Source organism: Piscinibacter defluvii (genome assembly GCF_004011805.1).
Classification (GTDB): domain Bacteria; phylum Pseudomonadota; class Gammaproteobacteria; order Burkholderiales; family Burkholderiaceae_C; genus Piscinibacter; species Piscinibacter defluvii.
Genome location: NZ_ML137197.1, coordinates 201602 through 220793 on the forward strand (window position 1 = coordinate 201602; position 19192 = coordinate 220793).

Here is a 19192-nt window from a genome sequence, read left to right on the forward strand (position 1 = left end):
CGGCCGCATGCATCTGCTGATCCCGTTTGCCTCGGCGCTCGCCGAGGCCGGGGCGTCCACCCTGCGCAGCCTCGACCTGCCGAACCTGGCCCGCCTGCTCTCCCGCCTGCAGCCCGGGCCGCGCCTGGGTACCGACGAGTTCAGCCTCAGCCCGCCGCACGAGTGTGCACTCGCCGCGGCCTGGGGCTGGCACGGCGGCGAAGGCCGGCTGCCGTTTGCCGCGCACGGCGCCGCCGCCGACGGCATCGAGGTGCTGGACCTCGCCTGGGGCCTGCTCAGCCCGGTGCACTGGGTGGTCGGGCGCGACCGCATCAACCTCGCCGACCCGGACCGTCTGGGGCTCGCGGCCGACGAGTCGCGCGCGCTGTTCGACGCGGTGCGCGGCCTGTTCGAGAGCGAGGGCTTCTCGCTCGCCTGGGGTGCGCCGCAGCGCTGGTACCTGGCCCACGAAAGCCTGGCGGACCTGCCCACCGCCTCGCTCGACCGGGTGGTCGGGCGCAACGTCGACCGCTGGCTGCCCGAGGGCGCGCCGGCGCGCCTGCTGCGGCGCCTGTTCAACGAGGCGCAGATGCTGCTGTACACCCATCCGCTGAACAGCGCGCGCGAGGAGCGCGGGCTGCCCAGCGTCAACGCGCTGTGGCTGAGCGGCTGCGGGCGTTTCCAGCCGGCGCGCGAGCAGGCCGTCACGCTCGATGCGCGCCTGCGCACCCCGCTGCTCTCGGAGGACTGGCCGGCCTGGGCCGAGGCCTGGCGAAGCCTCGACGCCGGCCCGCTGGCCGATCTGCTGCACGCACTCGAGCGCGGCACGCCCGAGGTGGCGCTGACGCTCGCCGGCGAACGCTTTGCGCAACGCTTCGAGCCGGCGACGGGCCCGCTGTGGCAGCGGCTCGTGCAGCGCTGGCGCGGCGTGGCGCCCGCCCCGCTGCTGGAGGCACTGTGATGGCGGCCGGCCCGACGCTGCAATTGCGCGACGCCCCGCCGCGCACCGTGTGGGCGCTCGAGCAGGCCGGCATCGCGCCGCTGCTGGCGCGCCTGTTCGCGGCGCGCGGCGTGACGAGCCCGGCCGAACTCGACGACGCGCTCACGCAGTTGCTGCCGCCCGACCGGCTGCACGGCGCCGCGGCCGCCGCCACGCTGCTGGCCGACGCGCTCGAGCACGGCAAGCGCATCTGCATCGTGGCCGACTACGACTGCGACGGCGCCACCGCCTGTGCCGTCGCGCTGCGCGGGTTGAAGCTGCTCGGCGCCGACCCGGCCACGCTCGGCTACGTGGTGCCCGACCGCGCCGTGCACGGCTACGGCCTGACGCCGGCGATCGTCGACCTGGCGCTGCAGCAGCGCCCCGAGGTGCTGGTGACGGTGGACAACGGCATCGCCAGCCTGGCCGGCGTGGCGCATGCACGCGAGCGCGGCCTCGCGGTGCTGGTGACCGACCACCACCTGCCGGCCCAGGAGGACGGCGCGGTGGTGCTGCCGCCGGCCGACGTGATCGTCAACCCGAACCAGCCCGGCTGCAGCTTCGCCAGCAAGAACCTGGCGGGCGTGGGCGTGATGTTCTACGTGCTGCTCGCGCTGCGCGCCGAGCTGCGCACACGCGGCCGCTTCGATGCCGCCGGCCAGCCGCGCCTGGACACGCTGCTGGACCTGCTGGCGCTCGGCACCGTGGCCGACGTGGTGCGGCTGGACGCGAACAACCGCCGCCTGGTCGCGCAGGGGCTCAAGCGCATCCGCGCCGGGCGTGCGCACGCCGGCGTGGCCGCGCTGTTCACCGCTGCCGGGCGCGACGCGCGGCGCGCCAGCGCGTTCGACTTCGGCTTCGCGCTCGGCCCGCGCATCAACGCGGCCGGGCGCCTGTCGGACATGACGCTGGGCATCGAATGCCTGCTGACCGACGATCCGGGCCGCGCCGCCGAGCTGGCGCGCCAGCTCGACACCATCAACCGCGAGCGGCGCGAGGTCGAGGGCGGCATGCGCGAGCAGGCCGAGGCGCTGCTCGAGCCGCTGATGCCCGACGGCGCACCGCCGCCGGCGCTGGCGCTGTTCGACGCCGGCTTCCACGAGGGCGTGGTCGGCATCGTCGCGGCGCGCGTGAAGGACCGGCTGCACCGCCCGACCTTCGTGTTCGCGCGCGGGCAGGACGGCGCGCTCAAGGGCTCGGGCCGCTCCATCCCCGGTTTCCACCTGCGCGACGCGCTCGACCTGGTCAGCAAGCGCGAACCCGGGCTGCTGCTGCGCTTCGGCGGCCACGCGATGGCGGCCGGCTGCACGCTCGCGCCCGACGGCATCGATCGCTTCGCCCGCGCGCTGCAGCAGGTGGCCGCCGAGTGGCTCGACCCCGGCACGCTGCAGCGCCGGCTGCTGGTGGACGGCCCGCTGCCGCCCGAGCAGTTCGACGCCGCCACGGTGCGCGCGCTCGACGCGCAGGTGTGGGGCCAGGCCTTCGAGCCACCGCTGTTCTGCGACACGGTCGAGGTGGTGTCGCAGCGCCTGGTCGGCGAGCGCCACCTGAAGCTCGGCGTGCGCCACGGCGGCGTGCTGCGCGACGCGATCTGGTTCGGGCGCAGCGAGCCGCTGCCCGCGCGCGTGCGTCTGGCCTACCGCGTCGCCCTGGACGAGTACAACGGCCGCGAGCGGGTGCAGATGGTGGTCGAGGCAGCGCAGGAGACTTGATGGAACGCCCCGACCCTTCGCGCCGCGCGCTGCTGCTGGCCGCGCTCGCCCCGGCGCTCGTGCCCGCCTCCGCGCGCGCGGCCGCGGCGCCCGAACCGTCCACCTTCGCGCAGGGCCTGGACCGCCCCTGGGGACTGGCCTTCCTGCCCGACGGCCGGCTGCTCGTGACGCAGAAGGGCGGCGCGCTGGTGATCGTCTCGGCCGACGGGCGCCGCGTGTCGGCCCCGCTGGCCGGCGTGCCCGCGGTGGCCGACAGCGGTCAGGGCGGCCTGCTCGACGTCGCGCTCGACCCGGACTTCGACACCACGCCCTGGGTCTACCTGAGCTATGCCGAGCGCGACGGGCTCACCAGCGGCACCGCGGTGGCGCGCGGCCGGCTGGTCGGCGAGGCGCTGCAGGGCACGACGGTGATCTTCCGCCAGCAGCCCAAGGTGTTCGGCAGCGGCCACTTCGGGGCGCGCCTGGTGTTCGCGCGCGACAAGACGCTGTTCGTCACGCTGGGCGACCGGCAGAAGGGCGAGCCGGCGCAGGACCTGGCCAGCCACCTCGGCAAGGTGGTGCGCCTGAACCGCGACGGCAGCGTGCCGGCCGACAACCCGAAGCTGCCCGGCGCACGGCCGGAGATCTGGAGCTTCGGCCATCGCAACCCGCAGGGCGCCGCGCTGCATCCGCGCACCGGCGAGCTGTGGCTGGTCGAACACGGGCCGCAGGGCGGCGACGAACTGAACATCGCCCGCGCCGGCGGCAACCACGGCTGGCCGCTGCGCAGCCAGGGCTGCCCCTACGGCTCGCTCGCCGGCACGGCCTGCCGCATCGGCGGCGGCGTGCACGCGCCGGCCTTCGTCGAGCCGCTCGCGACCTGGGTGCCGACCTCGATCGCCCCCAGCGGCCTGGCCTTCTACACCGCCGCGATGTTCCCCGAGTGGCGCGGCAGCCTGTTCGTGGGCGCGCTGGCCGGCGCGGCGCTATGGCGCCTGACGCTCGACGGCGAGCGCGTGACGGCGCGCGAGGCGCTGTACCGGACGCTGGGCGAACGCATCCGCGACGTGCGCCAGGGCCCGGACGGCGCCCTGTACCTGCTGACCGACAACCCGAAGGGTCGCATCCTGCGCATCGCACGCTGAGCGGCGTGCCTCCCTACAATGTTTCGGTGACGCCCAGCCCATGGATGAACGCCGATCTGCACTGCCATTCGAACGTCTCCGACGGCACCCTGACCCCGGAGGCGCTGGCGGCGCGGGCCAAGGCGAACGGCGTCGAGCTCTGGGCACTGACCGACCACGACGAGATCCGCGGCCAGCAGCGTGCCCTGGCGGCCGCACGTGAGCTCGGCCTGCCCTACCTGACCGGCACCGAGATCTCGGTCAGCTTCATCGACGTGACGGTGCACATCGTCGGCCTGGGTTTCGACCCCGCCGACGCGGCGCTCGCCGCCGGCCTGGCGGCCACCCGCGGCGGGCGGCGCGAGCGCGCGCTCGAGATGGCCACGAGCCTGGCGCAGGTCGGCATCCACGGCGCCTTCGAGGGCGCGCTGAAGTTCGTCGGCAACCCGGACCTGATCTCGCGCACCCACTTCGCGCGCCACCTCGTCGAGGCCGGCGTGTGCAGCGACACCTCCGAGGTGTTCCGCCGCTTCCTCACCGAGGGCAAGCCGGGTTACGTGCCGCACCGCTGGGCGCGCCTGGGCGACGCGGTGCGCTGGATCACCGCCGCCGGCGGCGTGGCCGTGATCGCCCACCCGGCGCGCTACCGCTTCAGCGCCAACGAGGAACACGCGCTCTTCACCGAGTTCATCGGCCACGGCGGGCGCGGCGTCGAGGTGGTCACCGGCAGCCACAGCGCCGCCGAGGCGGTACGCTACGCCGGCGTCGCGCTCGAATACGGCCTGCTCGCCTCGCGCGGCAGCGATTTCCACGGCCCGGGCGAGAGCCACACCGACCTGGGCGCGCTGCCCGAGCTGCCCGGCACGCTGACGCCGGTCTGGGAGGCGTTGCAGCACCGCGTCGTGCACCCACAATGAGCGTGGCGGCCGTGCCGCACCCGGCGCTGGGCATCGCGCTGGTGGTCGCCATGACCGCCTGCTTCGCGACCATGGACAGCACGGTCAAGTACCTGGGCGCGTTCGTGCCCGTGCTGGTGATCCTGTGGGCGCGCTACAGCGTGCAGGCGGCCTCGATGGGGCTGTGGCTGGCGCGCGCACGGCGCCGCGCCGGCGGGCCGGGCTTCCGCTCGGCGCACCCGCGCTTCCAGCTCGCGCGCGGTGCGTTGCTGCTGACCAGCTCGCTGTTCAGCTTCTTCGGCCTGCAGCACCTGCCGGTGGCCGAGTTCACCGCCATCAACATGCTCACGCCGGTGGCCGTCACGCTGATGGCCGGCTGGTTCCTGCACGAGCGCGTGTCGCGCGTGCGCTGGGCGCTGGTGATCGGCGGGCTGGCCGGCGCGCTGATCATGATCCGCCCGGGCAGCGGGCTGTTCGGCTGGGCCGTGCTGCTGCCGCTGGCCGGCATGGCCAGCTACGCCTGCTTCCAGGTGCTGACCAGCAAGCTGGCCGGCCTGGAGAACCCGTTCACCACGCATTTCTACACCGGGCTGACCGGCTCGCTGGCGCTGTCGGCGCTGCTCGCGGCCAGCAGCGTGGAGCTGGCGCCGACCCTGCGCGACGCGGCGCCGCAGCACCTGGCGCTGCTGCTGCTGATCGGCACGCTCGGCACCTCGGGCCACCTGATGCTGGTGCTGGCCTTCCGGCTCGCGCCGACGGCCACGCTGATGCCCTTCATGTACGCCCAGCTCGGCATGGCGGTGATCGTCGGCTGGCTGGTGTTCCGCCAGGCGCCGGACTTCTGGGGCTGGGTCGGCATGGCGGTGATCGCCGCCTGCGGCGCGGCCAGCGCCTGGCTGAACATGCGCGAGGCGGCACAGCGACAGCAGGCGCTGTCGGCGGTGTCGGTAGACTCGATCGTCGATTGAGCGCGCCATGTCGCAATACTTCGAAGTCCACCCCGACAACCCGCAGCCGCGGCTGCTGAAGCAGGCCGTGCAGATCCTGCACGCCGGCGGCATCGCGGCGATCCCGACCGACTCGAGCTACGCCCTGGTGTGCCACCTCGACGACAAGGCCGCGGCCGAGAACCTGCGCCGCATCCGCCAGGTGGACGACAAGCACCACCTGACGCTGCTGTGCCGCGACCTGAGCGAACTGGCCAGCTACGCCCGCGTGGACAACCGCCAGTACCGGCTGCTCAAGCTGGGCACGCCGGGGCCGTTCACCTTCATCCTCGAGGCCACCAAGGAAGTGCCGCGGCGCGTCTCGCACCCCTCGCGCCGCACCATCGGCCTGCGCGTGCCCGACCACAGGGTGACGCAGGCGCTGCTCGAGCAGCTCGGCGCGCCGCTGCTGGCCACCACGCTGATCGCCCCGGGCGAGCGCGAGCCGATGAACGAGCCGCAGGAGATCCGCGCGCGCTTCCAGAAGCTGCTGCAGGCGGTGGTGGACGCCGGCGCCTGCCCGATGCAGCCGACCACGGTGGTCGACCTCTCCGGCCCCGAGCCGGTGCTGGTGCGCCAGGGGCGCGGCGACGCGACGCGGCTCGGCCTGGAGGGCTGAACCTCAGCCGGCCAGGCGCGCGAGCAGCGGGCGCTCCAGCGCGGCCGCGGCCATCAGCCCGCCCATCAGCGCGCCGACGATGCCCGGGCTGCTCACGTCCTGCCCGGCCAGCAGCAGACCCGGCAGCAGCGTGCGCACGCGCAGGGCGGGCGTGCCGAGCCGCTCGGCGCTCATCTCGATGCCGTAGAGCGCACCGTCGGGCGAGCGCAGCAGGTGTTGCTGCGTCGCCGGCGTGGCCAGCTCGTGGAAGCGGACCAGGGGCGCGAGCGCCGGGAAGTGGCGCTCGAACTGGGCCAGCAGGCGCGCCTCGATGCGGGCCTTGAGCGCCTTGTAGGCGGCGTCGCGCGTGGCGTCCGCGCCGGCGCCGAGCCAGGGCGCGAACGGCGCGGCATCGCACAGCGCGAGCAGCTCGCCGCACGGCGCCGCGTGCGCGGCCGGGTCCTTCAGCGACGGGAAGGAGACAAACAGCAGCGGCGCATCCTCGTCGGCTGGCCGGCGCCAGACGGGGCCCACGTCCTCCTGCCCGGCCAGCCAGACGTTGGCGCTGCCCGCCCCGGCCGCGGCGATGTCGCCCTCGAAGCCGAGGTAGAGCGACAGGCCGGCCAGCCCCGGCCGCAGCGCGCGCAGCGTGGCCTGCCAGGCCGGGGCGACGCTGTCGTCCAGGCAGGCCACGGTGTTGGCCACGCCCATCGCCGAGATCACCTGGCGGGCCGATGCCCGGTGCCGCTCGTGGCCGTCGTCGAACTCGACGCCGGCTGCACGGCCGTTCTCGACCAGGATGCGCGTCACCCGCTGCCCGGTGCGCACTGCGCCGCCGGCCGACTCGATCACCGGCTGCAGCGCCTGCACGAAGCTGTCCGGCCCGCCGACAGGATAGAAGGCGCCGGCGTCGTAGGAGTGCAGCACCAGCGCGTGCTCGACCAGCGGCGCATCGGCCGGCGGCGCGCCATGGTCGCCCCAGCGCGCGGCGAGCACGGCGCGCAGGCGCGGGTCGCGCAGCGGCTGCAGCGACTCGGCCAGCGTCAGGTGCAGGTCACGGTCGAAGGCCGCGCCACGCCACCAGCGCAGGCCCCAGGCCAGCGGCGCAGGCAGGGCGCGCAGCATGAACATCGTGGTGGCGCTGCGCTGCAGCGCGTCGCAGCGCATGAACCAGGCGTCGATTGCCGCGGCCTCGTCGGGGAAGCGCGCGCGCAGGTCGGCCTGGAACGCGGCCCGGGGGTGGCGGATGCCGAACTCGAAGCCGGGCAGCCGCACGATGTCGTAGGGGTTGGCCAGCGGCGCGAAGCGCAGTCGGCCGCCGCTCAGCCAGTCGAGCAGGCGCCCGGCCTGGCGCTCCGGGCCGCTGCCGGGGCCGACGCCACCCAGGTAGTGCACGCCGGTGGCGAAGCGCCACGCGCCGCGCCGGAAGGTCTGCGTCAGCCCGCCGGCCCGGTGGTGCTGCTCCAGCACCAGCACGCGCTGGCCGGCATGGGCCAGCGCCGCGGCGGCCCCGAGGCCGCCGATGCCCGAACCGATGACGATGGTGTCCCACATGGCCGCCGTTCCCAGCGGCCCACCTTAGGCAGCGCGCGCTGCGCCGCCGTTGCGCGGGCTCAAGACCGCTCGATGCGGGCGACGGCGCTGTGGGCGTGGATGGACTCGAAGTTCTCGACGTCGACCAGGTAGCGGCCCACGCGCGCGTCGGCGTTCAGGCGCAGCGCGACGTCGCGCACCAGGTCCTCGACGAACTTCGGGTTCTCGTAGGCGCGCTCGGTGACCCACTTCTCGTCGCTGCGCTTGAGCATCGGCCAGATCTCGCTGGAGGCCGAGTCCTCGGCGAAGCGCACCAGCTCGGCCCAGGGGATGTCGGCCAGCAGCTCGACGCGGATCGTCACGTGCGAACGCTGGTTGTGCGCGCCGTAGTCGGAGATCTCCTTCGAGCAGGGACACAGCGACTTGACCGGCACCACCGCCTCGGCCCAGACGGCGACCTCGCCGTCCTTCGCCTCGGCGATCCAGCGGCCCTGGTACTCGAGCAGGCTCTCGACGCCCGAGACCGGCGCGCGCTTGCGCAGGAAGAAGGGGAAGCTCGCCTCGACGCGGCCGGTGCTCGCGTGCAGGCGCTCGAGCATCGCGCGGGTCCGGGCGCGCAGTTCGGCGGCGTCGACCGGCTTGTCGAGCGACTCCAGCCAGGCGACGAAGCGCGACATGTGCGTGCCCTTCTGCTCGGCCGGCAGCGCGACGTCCAGGTCCCAGGACGCGATGGTCGCCAGCTCGGCCCGGCCGATGCGCAGCTGCAGCGGGTAGCGCACCCCGCGCACGCCGACGCGCTGGATGGCGATGTGGCGCTCGTCGCGGGCACTCTGCGTGTCCGGGATGTGCAGCGCGTCCTTGAGATTGCTCATGGCTCAAGCATGCCAGCAAACGGCCGGGTCGGCCGCCGCAAGGACTTGAAGCCGCCCTTCAAGCGGCCTCAATGGTTGACCGCCCGCACCAGCGCCGGACGGGCGCCGAAGCGCTTGACCACCGCCTGCTCGATGCCCGCGGCGTCGAGCCCGCACAGCGCCAGCAGCTTGGCCGGGTCGCCATGCTCGATGAAGCGGTCGGGCAGGCCCAGCGTCAGCACCGGCACCGTGAGGCCGGCCTCGGCCAGCGCCTCGAGCACCGCGCTGCCGGCACCGCCGGGCAGGCAGCCCTCCTCGAGCGTGACCAGCGCCTCGTGGCTGCGCGCCAGCTCGGCCACCAGCGCGGCGTCGAGCGGCTTGGCGAAGCGCATGTTGGCCACCGTCGCGTCGAGCTTCTCGGCCGCCTCCAGCGCCGGGTAGAGCAAGGTGCCGAAGGCCAGGATCGCGATGCGCGAGCCGCGCCGCCGCACCTCGCCGCGGCCCCAGGGAATGGCCTGCATCTGGGCGCGCTGCTCGGTGCCCGCGCCGCTGCCGCGCGGATAGCGCACGCACACCGGGTGGTCGCGCCCGAAGGCGGTGAAGAGCGCCTGGCGGCATTCGTCCTCGTCGGCCGGCGTCAACATCCCCATGTTCGGGATGCAGCGCACGTAGGCGATGTCGTAGGCGCCGGCGTGCGTCGCGCCGTCGGCGCCGACCAGTCCGGCGCGGTCGAGCGCGAACACCACCGGCAGGTTCTGCAGCGCCACGTCGTGGATCAACTGGTCGTAGGCGCGCTGCAGGAAGGTGGAGTAGATCGCCACCACCGGCTTCAGGCCCTCGCAGGCCAGGCCCGCGGCGAAGGTCACCGCATGCTGCTCGGCGATGCCGACGTCGAAGTAGCGCTCCGGGAAGCGCTTGTGGAACTCGACCATGCCCGAGCCCTCGCGCATCGCCGGCGTGATGCCGACGAGGCGCCCGTCCTTCTCGGCCATGTCGCACAGCCACTGGCCGAACACCTGCGTGAAGCTGGTCTTGGGCGGCGTGGCCGGCTTCTGGATGCCCTGCGCCGGGTCGAACGGCGTCGGGCCGTGGTACTTCACCGGGTCGGCCTCGGCGAGCTTGTAGCCATAGCCCTTCTTCGTGACCACGTGCAGGAACTGCGCGCCGGGCTTGTCGCGCAGGTTCTCGAGCGTCGGGATCAGCGCGTCGAGGTCGTGGCCGTCGATCGGGCCGACGTAGTTGAAGCCGAACTCCTCGAAGATCGTGCCGGGCACCACCATGCCCTTGGCATGCTCCTCGAAGCGGCGCGCCAGCTCGAACAGCGGCGGCGCGTTCTTCAGCACCTGCTTGGCGCCCTCGCGCGCGGCGGCGTAGAACTTGCCGCTCATCAGCCGCGCCAGGTACTTGTTCAGCGCGCCCACCGGCGGGCTGATCGACATGTCGTTGTCGTTCAGGATCACCAGCAGGTTCGGCACGTGGCCCACGTGCGGCATGCCGGCGTTGTTGAGCGCCTCGAAGGCCATGCCGGCGGTCATCGCACCGTCGCCGATGATCGCCACCGCGTGGCGCTTCTCGCCCTTCTGGTGCGCCGCCAGCGCCATGCCGAGCGCGGCCGAGATCGAGGTGGACGAGTGCGCGGTGCCGAAGGTGTCGTAGTCGCTCTCGTCGCGACGCGGGAAGCCGCTGATGCCGCCGAGCTGGCGCAAGGTGCCCATGCGCTCGCGCCGGCCGGTCAGCACCTTGTGCGGGTAGGTCTGGTGGCCGACGTCCCACACCAGGCGGTCGTGCGGCGTGTTGAAGACGCGGTGCAGCGCGATCGTCAGCTCGACCGTGCCGAGGTTGGAGGACAGGTGGCCGCCGGTCTTGGAGACGCTCTGCAGCACGAAGTCGCGCAGTTCGTCGGCCACCTGCTTGAGCTCGGCCCGCGACAGCCGGCGCAGGTCGGCGGGGCTGTCGATGGTGTTCAGCAGCGCATGGTTCATGGTCAGTTGTCCCGTTCGACGACCTTGTCGGCGAGGATCGCCAGGGCGCTCGTGTCGGCCAGGCCGCTGCCGCGCAGCGCCGCCAGCGCGTGGTCGCGCAGGTCGTGCGCGTGGCGGCGGGCGGCGTCGAGGCCCAGCACGGTCACGTAGGTCGGCTTGTTCGCGTCCTGGTCCTTGCCGGCGGTCTTGCCGAGCGTCTCGGACGCCTGCGTCACGTCGAGGATGTCGTCCACCACCTGGAAGGCCAGGCCGAGCGCGTCGCCGAACTGCGCCAGCGCGGCCCAGGCACGCTCGTCGGTGGCGCCGCAGGCCGCGCCCATCAGCACGCTGCACTGGAGCAGCGCGCCGGTCTTGCGGTGGTGCATGTCGCGCAGCGCCTGCTCGGCCAGCGGCTTGCCGACGCTGGCCAGGTCGATGGCCTGCCCGCCGGCCATGCCGGCATGGCCGGCGGCACGCGCGAGCAGGCTGCACAGGCGCGCCTGCAACGCGGGCTCGACGCCCTGCGCGGGCGTCAGCACCTCGAAGGCCAGCGCCTGCATCGCATCGCCGGCGAGCATCGCCTGGGCCTCGCCGAAGCGCACGTGCACCGTCGGCTTGCCGCGGCGCAGCACGTCGTTGTCCATGCACGGCATGTCGTCGTGCACCAGCGAGTAGGCATGGATCAGTTCCACCGCGCAGGCGGCACGCAGCGCCGCCTCGCGCGCGCCCTGCACCGCCTGGGCAGCGGCCAGCACGAGCAGCGGGCGCAGGCGCTTGCCGCCGTCCAGCACGCCATAGCGCATCGCCTCGCCCAGGCCGGCCGGTGCATCGGCCGGGACCCAGGCGGACAGGGCCGACTCGACCGCGTCCAGCTCGGTCCGCGCCCAGGCGTCGAACTGCTCGGGCTTCATCCGGCGATCCAGGGCTTGAGCTGGCCGTCCTCGAGCACCTTGACCTGGCCCTCGACCGCCTCGAGCCGGCTGCGGCAGAAGGCCAGCAGCTCGGCGCCGCGCCGGTGGCTGTCGATCAGCTTGTCCAGCGGCAGCTGGGCGCTTTCCATGTCCGCCACCAGCCGCTCGAGTTCGCGCAGGGCGTCCTCGTAGGTGGCGGGCAGCGGCGGCGCGGAGGGTGCGTGCGTTCTTGCCATGCGAAAAGCCAAAGGCGCCATTGTAGTCAGTGGCCTCCCGGGGGAACCCCGGCGCCCCGGGCGGATCCCACGCGTCCCGCCTGAAAAGGGACCGCCCCGGTGCGGCTTCCCACCCCGCGGACACCCCCCGGCTACAATCCGCGGCCCGCCGCGCCGGCGGGGCTCTTCTCCCATGCACGCGGTTCCAGGTGCATGGCGGTTCGACATCGGTTTTTGGAGATCCTGGGGATCATGTCCGACCTGAGCGTCAGCATCGCGGCGCTGGAACGCAGCCGCACGCAGCTTTCGGTTTCGACGTACTTCGATGCGGCCCTGTTCGGCCGCGAGATGGAGCTGATCTACCAGTCCGGTCCGCGCTACCTCGGGCACGCGCTCGCGGTGCCCGAGGTCGGCGACTACCATGCCCTGCCACAGGAGCGCGAAGGCCGTGCGCTGGTCCGCACGCCCGACGGCGGTGTCGAGCTGATCTCCAACGTCTGCCGGCATCGCCAGGCGGTGATGCTGCGTGGCCGGGGCCACACCGGCAGCAACATCGTCTGCCCGCTGCACCGCTGGACCTACGACACGCATGGCCAGCTGCTCGGCGCGCCGCACTTCGCCGACGACCCGTGCCTGAACCTGCGCAACTACCCGGTGCAGGAATGGAACGGGCTGCTGTTCGAGGGCGGCGGACGCAACGTGGCGGCCGACCTCGCCGGGCTCGGGCCGAAGGCCGACCTCGACTTCTCCGGCTACGTGTTCGACAGCGTGCACCTGCACGAGTGCGACTACAACTGGAAGACCTTCATCGAGGTCTACCTGGAGGACTACCACGTCGCGCCGTTCCATCCCGGCCTGGGCGGCTTCGTCACCTGCGAAGACCTGCGCTGGGAGTTCGGCCCGATGCACTCGGTGCAGACGGTGGGCGCCAACAACGCGCTGGCCAAGGCCGGCTCGGCCACCTACCGCAAGTGGCACGACGCGGTGCTCGCCTACCGCAACGGCGAGCCGCCCAAGCACGGCGCGATCTGGCTGACCTACTACCCGAACGTGATGGTCGAGTGGTACCCGCACGTGCTGGTGGTGTCGACGCTGTTCCCGATCAGCCCGCGCAAGACGCTCAACATGGTCGAGTTCTTCTACCCGGAAGAGATCGCCGCGTTCGAGCGCGAGTTCGTCGAGGCCGAGCAGGCCGCCTACTTCGAGACCTGCGACGAGGACGACGAGATCGCCGAGCGCATGGATGCCGGGCGCCTGGCCCTGTTCGAGCGCGGCGACGACGAGGTCGGCCCGTACCAGAGCCCGATGGAAGACGGCATGCAGCACTTCCACGAGTGGTACCGGCGCATGATGGGCGACAGGCTCTGAGCCGGTGAGCGGCATGCGCGGGCCACAATCCGCGCATGCCCGCTTCCTGGATGATGGTGCTCGCGTCGCTGCTGTTCGCGACGATGGGCGTGTGCGTCAAGCTCGCCTCGGCGCACTACGCCACCGGCGAGATCGTGTTCTACCGCGGCCTGACCGGCGCGCTGATGATGGCCGCGTTCGCGCGCGTCAACCGCGGCACGCTGCGCACCGCCGTGCCGGCGATGCACTTCTGGCGCTCGGTGTCGGGGGTGACGGCGCTGTGCCTGTGGTTCTACGCGCTGGGCAACCTGCCGCTGGCCACCGCGATGACGCTGAACTACATGTCCAGCGTCTGGATGGCCCTGTTCCTGCTCGGCGGCGCGGTGATGCTGGGCGGCGCGCGCATCGACGGGCGGCTGATCGGCGCGGTGCTGCTGGGCTTCGCCGGCGTGGCGCTGATCCTGCGCCCGACCATCGAGCAGGACCAGCTCTGGCACGGCCTGATCGGCCTGCTCTCGGGCATGGTCTCGGCCACCGCCTACCTGCAGGTCACTGCGCTCGGGCGGGCCGGCGAACCCGAGTACCGCATCGTCTTCTACTTCTCGGCCGGGGGCGTGGTGGCCGGGCTGCTGACCACGCTGTGGACCGGCATCAGCCCGCACCGCTCGCTCGCCGGCGTCGGGCTGCTGCTGGCCGTCGGCGTGCTGGCCACCGTGGCGCAGATGCTGATGACGCGCGCATACGCCACCGGCCGCACACTGGTCAACGCGAGCCTGCAGTACCTCGGCATCGCCTTCTCGTTCCTCTACGGCGTGCTGCTGTTCGACGACCGCGTCACGGCGATGGCGCTGGCCGGCATGGCGCTGATCGTCGGCGCCGGCATCGCCGCCACGCAGCTGCGCAGCCGCGCGGCGCCCGACGACGCCCGCCAATCGACCCTGGAGAGTTGAGCATGGCCTTCACCACCCTGATCACCGCGGACGAGCTGCGGGAGCACGGCGCCGACGCAGTGGTCGTCGACTGCGGCTTCGACCTGGCCGACCCCGGCGCCGGCGAACGCGACTGGGCCGCGGCGCACCTGCCCGGGGCCTTCTACCTGCACCTGGAGCGCGACCTCTCAGGCCCCAAGACCGGCCGCAACGGACGCCATCCGCTGCCGGCGCGCGAGGCCTTCGCCGCCACGCTCGGCCGGCTCGGCATCGGGGCGCAGACCCAGGTGGTGGCCTACGACCGGCAGGGTGGGCCCTACGCGGCGCGGCTGTGGTGGATACTGCGCTGGATGGGGCACGAGGCCGCGGCCGTGCTGGACGGCGGCCTGCAGGCCTGGCAAGCGGCCGGCGGTCCGGTGGACGCCGAGCTGCCCGCCGCGCGCCATGCGCCGCCCTACCCCTCGCGGGCCTCGCTCGCCCCGACGCTCGAGACCGACGCGCTGGCCGCGCAGCTGGGCCGCGTTCCGCTGGTGGATGCGCGCGCCGCCGAGCGCTTCCGCGGCGAGGTCGAGCCGCTCGACCCGGTGGCCGGCCACATTCCCGGCGCGCTGCACCGCTTCTTCAAGGACAACCTCGGCCCCGACGGCCGCTTCAAGCCGGCCGCCACGCTGCGTGCCGAGTTCGAGGCCCTGCTCGGCCGGGAGGCCGCGAGTGCCACCGTGCACCAGTGCGGTTCGGGCGTGACCGCCTGCCACAACCTGCTGGCCATGGAGCACGCCGGGCTGCCCGGCTCGCGGCTCTACCCCGGCTCCTGGAGCGAGTGGTGCGCCGACCCGACCCGACCGGTGGCGCGGGGATGAGCGACGGGCGTTGACCGCCGTCAAGCACCGTCCTAGGCTGCGCGGGAACACTCTCATCACCCACAGACCAGGAGAGACCATGTTCAAGCGCATCCTCGTCCCGACCGACGGCTCCGACATCACCCAGAAGGCCGTCGACACCGCGATCTCGCTCGCCAAGTCGGTGGGCGCCCAGGTCTACACGATCAGCGTCAAGGAGCCCTTCCCCTACAGCGCGATCTCCGAGATGCAGCCCACGCCGCCGCAGGAGTTCTTCGACGCGCAGGAGCGCATCGCCGCCAAGCGCGTGAGCGCCGTGGTCGCGGCCGCCAAGGCGGCCGGGCTGGAGTGCAAGGCGCACACCGTCGAGGCGCTGCACCCCTGGGAGGCGATCATCGACCATGCCAAGCAGCAGGAGTGCGACCTGCTCGTGATGGCCTCGCACGGCCGGCGCGGCGTCACCGCGCTGCTGCTGGGCAGCGAGACGCAGAAGGTGCTGACGCACTCGACCGTGCCGGTGCTGGTCGTCCGATAGACGTCAGTGCTCGTGCAGGAAGTGGCCGGCCACCAGCACGATGGCCAGACCGGCCGCGAGCCACAGCAGCTGCAGCAGCGTCGCGCGCCATGACAGGCGCAGCTGCAGCTGCGGGATCAGGTCGGCAGTGGCCACGTAGATGAAGCTGCTGGCCGCCACCACCAGCAGGTACGGGAACAGCGGCTCCCAGGCACCCACGACGAAGTAGCCGAGCACGCCGCCCAGCACCGCGGCGGCGCCGGACAGGGCGTTGTAGAACAGCGCACGGCCCTTCGAGAAGCCGGCGTTGAGCAGCACGATGTAGTCGCCGACCTCCTGCGGGATCTCGTGCGCCACGATGGCCAGTGCGGTCACGACGCCCAGCCGCATGTCGGCCAGGAAGGCGGCGGCGATGATCACGCCGTCGCAGAAGTTGTGGATGCTGTCACCCAGCAGCACGCTCCAGCCGCCGCGGCCGGCCTGGTGGCGGTCGAAGCCGTGGTGATGGTGGTGCTCGTCGTGCTCGTGGTGATGGCCGTGGCGGTACAGCTCGGCCTTCTCGAGCAGGAAGAAGAACAGCAGGCCGGCCAGCAGCGTGGCGAACAGCACCTGCGGCTCGGGATGATCCGGCCCGTGGCCCTCGAAGGCTTCGGGCAGCACGTTCAGCAGCGCGGTGGACAGCAGCACGCCGGTGGAAAGGCTGACCAGGTGCTGCACCACGCGGCCGAGCACCGCCAGCGTCAGGCTGGCGGCGATCAGCACCGAGAGCAGGCCGCCGGCGAAGGTGGCGAGGACGATCGCGAACAGGGTCATGGTGCAGGCAGGAAAAAGGGGCCGCGGATAACCGCGGCCCTTTCATCATGCCTGACTTGTCAAGCGTCGCCGTTCAGCCCACCCCATGCGCCTTGAACCAGGCCGTGGCGCGCTTCCAGCCGTCCTCGGCCTGCTCCTTGCGGTAGCTCGGGCGGTAGTCGGCGTGGAAGGCGTGCGGCGTGTCGGGGTAGATCACGAACTCCGAGCGCGTGTTGCCGGCCGCCTTCAGCGCGTCGCGCATCTTCTCGACCGTGTCGTTCGGGATGCCGGCGTCGGCGCCGCCGTACAGGCCGAGCACGGCCCCCTTGATCTGGCCGGCCACGTCGAGCGCGGTCCTGTCGCCGGGGTGGTAGCTGCGCGCCACCGGACCGTACCAGGCCACCGCGGCCTTCACGCCCGGGTTGTGCGCAGCGTACATCAGCGTGGTGCGGCCGCCCCAGCAGAAGCCGGTGATGCCGAGCTTGCCCGTGTCGGCACCCTGCGCCCTGGCCCAGGCGACCGTGGCGTCGAGGTCGCCCATCACCTGCGCGTCGCTCGCCTTCGAGACGACCTCGGCGATCAGCTTGGCCACCTCGCCGTAGCTCTGCGCGTCGCCCTGGCGCACGAACAGCTCGGGCGCGATGGCCAGGTAGCCGAGCTTGGCAAAGCGGATCGTGACGTCGGCGATGTGCTCGTGCACACCGAAGATCTCCGAGATCACCAGCACCACCGGCAGGCCGTTGACGCGGCCCTCCGGGTGGGCGCGGAACGCGGGCAGCTTGAAGTCACCCACCGGTATCGTGACCTCGCCGGTGGTCACGCCGCCGGTATCGGTCTTGATGGTCTGCGCCGTCACCGGCAGCACGGCGGCGGCAAAGCCGCTGCCCAGGCTGGTGCGCACGAAGCGGCGCCGCGAGTACGCGCTCGCGGGCACGAGGCTGTCGATCTCCTGCTGCAGCATGTCGTTCGTCTCCAGAGGCTCGGAAGCCCGCGATTCTAGGAACGCGCCGCAACCCCGGTCGGCGCGTGGTTTGCCCCCACAATCGCCGCATGAGCCCGGAGCCGACCCCGCCGCAGGAATCCCGCTGGCCCGGCCAGCTCGCCGCGATCGACATGGGCTCGAACAGCTTCCGGCTCGAGATCGCGCAGGTGCCGCACGGCCGCTACCGGCGCGTCGACTACCTGAAGGAGACCGTGCGCCTGGGCGCCGGGCTCGATGCCAACGGCCTGCTCACCGAGGAGGCGGCGCTGCGCGGGCTGGCCTGCCTGGCGCGCTTCGCGCAGCGACTGAAGGGCTTCGCGCCCGGGCAGGTGCGCGCCGTGGCCACGCAGACGCTGCGCGAGGCACGCAACCGCGACGCCTTCCTGGCGCGCGCGCAGACCGTGCTCGGCCAGCCGATCGAGGTGATCTCCGGCCGCGAGGAGGCACGCCTGATCTATGCCGGGGTGGCGCGCCTGCAGCCCTCCAGCCTGCCGCGCCTGGTGATCGACATCGGCGGGCGCTCCACCGAGATGATCCTCGGCCACGGCCGCAAGCCGCTGCGCGCCGAATCGTTCCGAGTCGGCAGCGTCAGCCTGTCGCTGCGCTACTTCGGCGACGGCCGGCTCACCGAGCAGGCCTTCCGCGCTGCGCAGGTGGCCGCCGGCGCCGAGCTGGAAGAAGCGCTCGAGCCCTTCGCCGCGGTGCACTGGGAGGAGGCGCTGGGCTCCTCGGGCACGGTCGGCGCGGTGTCGCAGCTGCTGGCCGCCAGCGGCATCACCGACGGCCGCATCACGCCCGAGGGCCTGCGCTGGCTGATGGAGCGCTGCCTGCAGGCCGGGCGCGTCGAGCGCCTCGCCCTGCCCGGCCTGAAGGAGGACCGCCGTGCGGTGATCGCCGGCGGCATCGCCATCCTCTACACGCTGGCGGCGCACTTCGGCATCGAGTCGCTGCAGCCGGCGCGCGGCGCGCTGCGCCAGGGCGTGATCTTCGACCTCGACGAGCGCCTGCAGGCGGCCGCGCTCGAGCAGGACGGCCACGACATCCGCGATGCCTCGGTGCGCGAGCTGCAGCGCCGCTTCATGGTCGACACCGACCAGGCACGCCGCGTCGCCTCGGTGGCCGAGGCGCTGTACGAGCAGGTGGGGCCCCGCGCGGCACCCGACGCGCGCCGCGAGCTGCTGTGGGCCTGCGCGCTGCACGAGATGGGCATGATGGTCTCGCACCACGACCACCACCGCCACAGCGCCTACCTGCTCGGCCATGTCGACGCGCCGGGTTTCTCGCAGAGCCAGCAGCGCCGCGTCGCCGAGCTGGTGCTGGGCCAGCGCGGCGGGCTGCGCAAGATCGAGGCCGCGCTGACCCAGGAGGCCTTTGCCTGGCAGGTGCTGTGCCTGCGGCTGGCGATCATCAAGTGCCACGCCCGCGGCGAGGTGCGCACCGACGCGCTCGCGCTGCGCCGCAGCGGCGCGACGGCGCGCCTGGACTTCGGCGCCGACTGGGCCGCCACCCATCCGCGCACGCTGCACCTGCTGCACGAGGAGGCCGAGGCCTGGTCGCGCGGCGGAGTGCTGAGGCTGGTGCTGCGCGGCTGAGCCGCCGCGTCGCTAGAGGCAGTCCGGCGCCATCACCGCCTGCAGCACCACCGGCGCGACACCCTCGCGGTCGCGGTTGCGCAGCCACCAGACCGCGCCCTTCTTCACCGCCCAGGGCAGTGCCTGGCCGGCCAGCAGCTGGGCCGCCAGCTGGCCGAGCGTCGGTTGATGGCCGATCAGCAGGACCGGCTCGTTGGCGTCGGGCCAGCGCGCGGCCTTCAGCAGGGCCTCCGGCGCGGCCCCGGGCGCGAGCGCATCGACGGTCTTGAACGAGCGGCCGAGCGCCTTGGCCGTCTGCTGGCAGCGCAGCGCCGGGCTGACGAGGATGCGCGTGGAATGGGCAAGTCGGTGGTTCAGCCAGTCGGCCATCTTCTGGGCCTGGCGCTCGCCCTTGCTGGTGAGCTGGCGCTGCAGATCGTCCACGCCCTCGCGTTCGACGGCTTCGGCATGGCGCCACAGGATCAGGTCCATGG

At 72.9% G+C, this 19192-nt stretch carries 19 protein-coding genes; 11 read left to right on the top strand and 8 right to left on the bottom strand.

What is annotated here, in order from left to right; translation table 11 throughout:
• Positions 1-7 precede the first annotated feature (7 nt).
• The 6 genes from D9C15_RS04700 to D9C15_RS04725 are packed head-to-tail and all read left to right on the top strand — an operon-like array spanning position 8 to position 6274.
• The gene (locus D9C15_RS04700) at positions 8-940 is read left to right on the top strand and encodes a hypothetical protein (RefSeq protein WP_127996285.1); all 933 of its coding nucleotides are present in this window, start codon (positions 8-10) and stop codon (positions 938-940) included.
• On the top strand, positions 940-2670 hold the full coding sequence (recJ, locus tag D9C15_RS04705) for a single-stranded-DNA-specific exonuclease RecJ (RefSeq protein ID WP_127996286.1): 1731 nt from the start codon (positions 940-942) through the stop codon (positions 2668-2670). The genes D9C15_RS04700 and recJ overlap by 1 nt, the downstream gene beginning before the upstream one ends.
• Entirely contained in the window at positions 2670-3794 is a 1125-nt protein-coding gene (locus D9C15_RS04710) for a PQQ-dependent sugar dehydrogenase (RefSeq protein WP_127996287.1), read from the top strand. The genes recJ and D9C15_RS04710 overlap by 1 nt, the downstream gene beginning before the upstream one ends.
• Before the next feature lie 44 nt (positions 3795-3838).
• Complete coding sequence (locus tag D9C15_RS04715; protein ID WP_127996434.1) at positions 3839-4690, top strand: 3',5'-nucleoside bisphosphate phosphatase; 852 nt, start codon at positions 3839-3841, stop codon at positions 4688-4690.
• Positions 4687-5637 (top strand): DMT family transporter, encoded by a 951-nt coding sequence (locus D9C15_RS04720; protein WP_127996288.1) that lies wholly within the window; start codon positions 4687-4689, stop codon positions 5635-5637. The genes D9C15_RS04715 and D9C15_RS04720 overlap by 4 nt, the downstream gene beginning before the upstream one ends.
• A 7-nt stretch (positions 5638-5644) precedes the next feature.
• Positions 5645-6274, top strand: a complete 630-nt coding sequence (locus D9C15_RS04725) for an L-threonylcarbamoyladenylate synthase (RefSeq protein ID WP_127996289.1) — start codon at positions 5645-5647, stop codon at positions 6272-6274.
• A gap of 3 nt (positions 6275-6277) precedes the next feature.
• Here the strand turns inward: D9C15_RS04725 and D9C15_RS04730 are convergent, their stop codons facing one another.
• From D9C15_RS04730 to xseB, 5 genes are all read right to left on the bottom strand, one after another.
• Positions 6278-7807: a phytoene desaturase family protein gene (locus D9C15_RS04730; RefSeq protein WP_127996290.1), complete on the bottom strand. Its 1530-nt coding sequence runs from the start codon at positions 7805-7807 to the stop codon at positions 6278-6280.
• 59 nt (positions 7808-7866) lie between these two features.
• A complete protein-coding gene (gene folE2, locus D9C15_RS04735) occupies positions 7867-8658 on the bottom strand; it encodes a GTP cyclohydrolase FolE2 (RefSeq protein ID WP_127996291.1) in 792 nt (263 codons plus the stop codon).
• A 68-nt stretch (positions 8659-8726) separates the two neighbouring features.
• Positions 8727-10619, bottom strand: coding sequence for a 1-deoxy-D-xylulose-5-phosphate synthase (gene dxs, locus D9C15_RS04740; RefSeq protein ID WP_127996292.1), 1893 nt, complete (start codon positions 10617-10619; stop codon positions 8727-8729).
• A gap of 2 nt (positions 10620-10621) precedes the next feature.
• Complete coding sequence (locus D9C15_RS04745) at positions 10622-11509, bottom strand: polyprenyl synthetase family protein (protein WP_127996293.1); 888 nt, start codon at positions 11507-11509, stop codon at positions 10622-10624.
• The gene (gene xseB, locus D9C15_RS04750; RefSeq protein WP_127996294.1) at positions 11506-11745 is read right to left on the bottom strand and encodes an exodeoxyribonuclease VII small subunit; all 240 of its coding nucleotides are present in this window, start codon (positions 11743-11745) and stop codon (positions 11506-11508) included. The genes D9C15_RS04745 and xseB overlap by 4 nt, the downstream gene beginning before the upstream one ends.
• A gap of 231 nt (positions 11746-11976) precedes the next feature.
• Between xseB and D9C15_RS04755 the strand changes: the two genes are divergently transcribed.
• From D9C15_RS04755 to D9C15_RS04770, 4 genes are all read left to right on the top strand, one after another.
• Complete coding sequence (locus D9C15_RS04755; RefSeq protein WP_127996295.1) at positions 11977-13092, top strand: aromatic ring-hydroxylating oxygenase subunit alpha; 1116 nt, start codon at positions 11977-11979, stop codon at positions 13090-13092.
• A gap of 35 nt (positions 13093-13127) precedes the next feature.
• Positions 13128-14021 (top strand): DMT family transporter, encoded by an 894-nt coding sequence (locus D9C15_RS04760; RefSeq protein ID WP_127996296.1) that lies wholly within the window; start codon positions 13128-13130, stop codon positions 14019-14021.
• 2 nt (positions 14022-14023) lie between these two features.
• Positions 14024-14860: a sulfurtransferase gene (locus D9C15_RS04765; protein WP_127996297.1), complete on the top strand. Its 837-nt coding sequence runs from the start codon at positions 14024-14026 to the stop codon at positions 14858-14860.
• 79 nt (positions 14861-14939) lie between these two features.
• Entirely contained in the window at positions 14940-15374 is a 435-nt protein-coding gene (locus D9C15_RS04770) for a universal stress protein (protein WP_127996298.1), read from the top strand.
• Between the two features lie 3 nt (positions 15375-15377).
• On the opposite strand, the gene D9C15_RS04775 is transcribed toward D9C15_RS04770, so the two are convergent.
• Positions 15378-16166, bottom strand: coding sequence for a ZIP family metal transporter (locus D9C15_RS04775; RefSeq protein WP_127996299.1), 789 nt, complete (start codon positions 16164-16166; stop codon positions 15378-15380).
• A 73-nt stretch (positions 16167-16239) separates the two neighbouring features.
• The gene (locus D9C15_RS04780; RefSeq protein WP_127996300.1) at positions 16240-17106 is read right to left on the bottom strand and encodes a dienelactone hydrolase family protein; all 867 of its coding nucleotides are present in this window, start codon (positions 17104-17106) and stop codon (positions 16240-16242) included.
• An 89-nt stretch (positions 17107-17195) separates the two neighbouring features.
• Here D9C15_RS04780 and ppx point away from each other — a divergent pair, with 89 nt between their 5' ends.
• Positions 17196-18719 (top strand): exopolyphosphatase, encoded by a 1524-nt coding sequence (gene ppx / locus D9C15_RS04785; protein ID WP_127996301.1) that lies wholly within the window; start codon positions 17196-17198, stop codon positions 18717-18719.
• A 12-nt stretch (positions 18720-18731) separates the two neighbouring features.
• Here the strand turns inward: ppx and sixA are convergent, their stop codons facing one another.
• The gene (sixA, locus tag D9C15_RS04790; RefSeq protein WP_127996302.1) at positions 18732-19190 is read right to left on the bottom strand and encodes a phosphohistidine phosphatase SixA; all 459 of its coding nucleotides are present in this window, start codon (positions 19188-19190) and stop codon (positions 18732-18734) included.
• Positions 19191-19192: the final 2 nt, after the last annotated feature.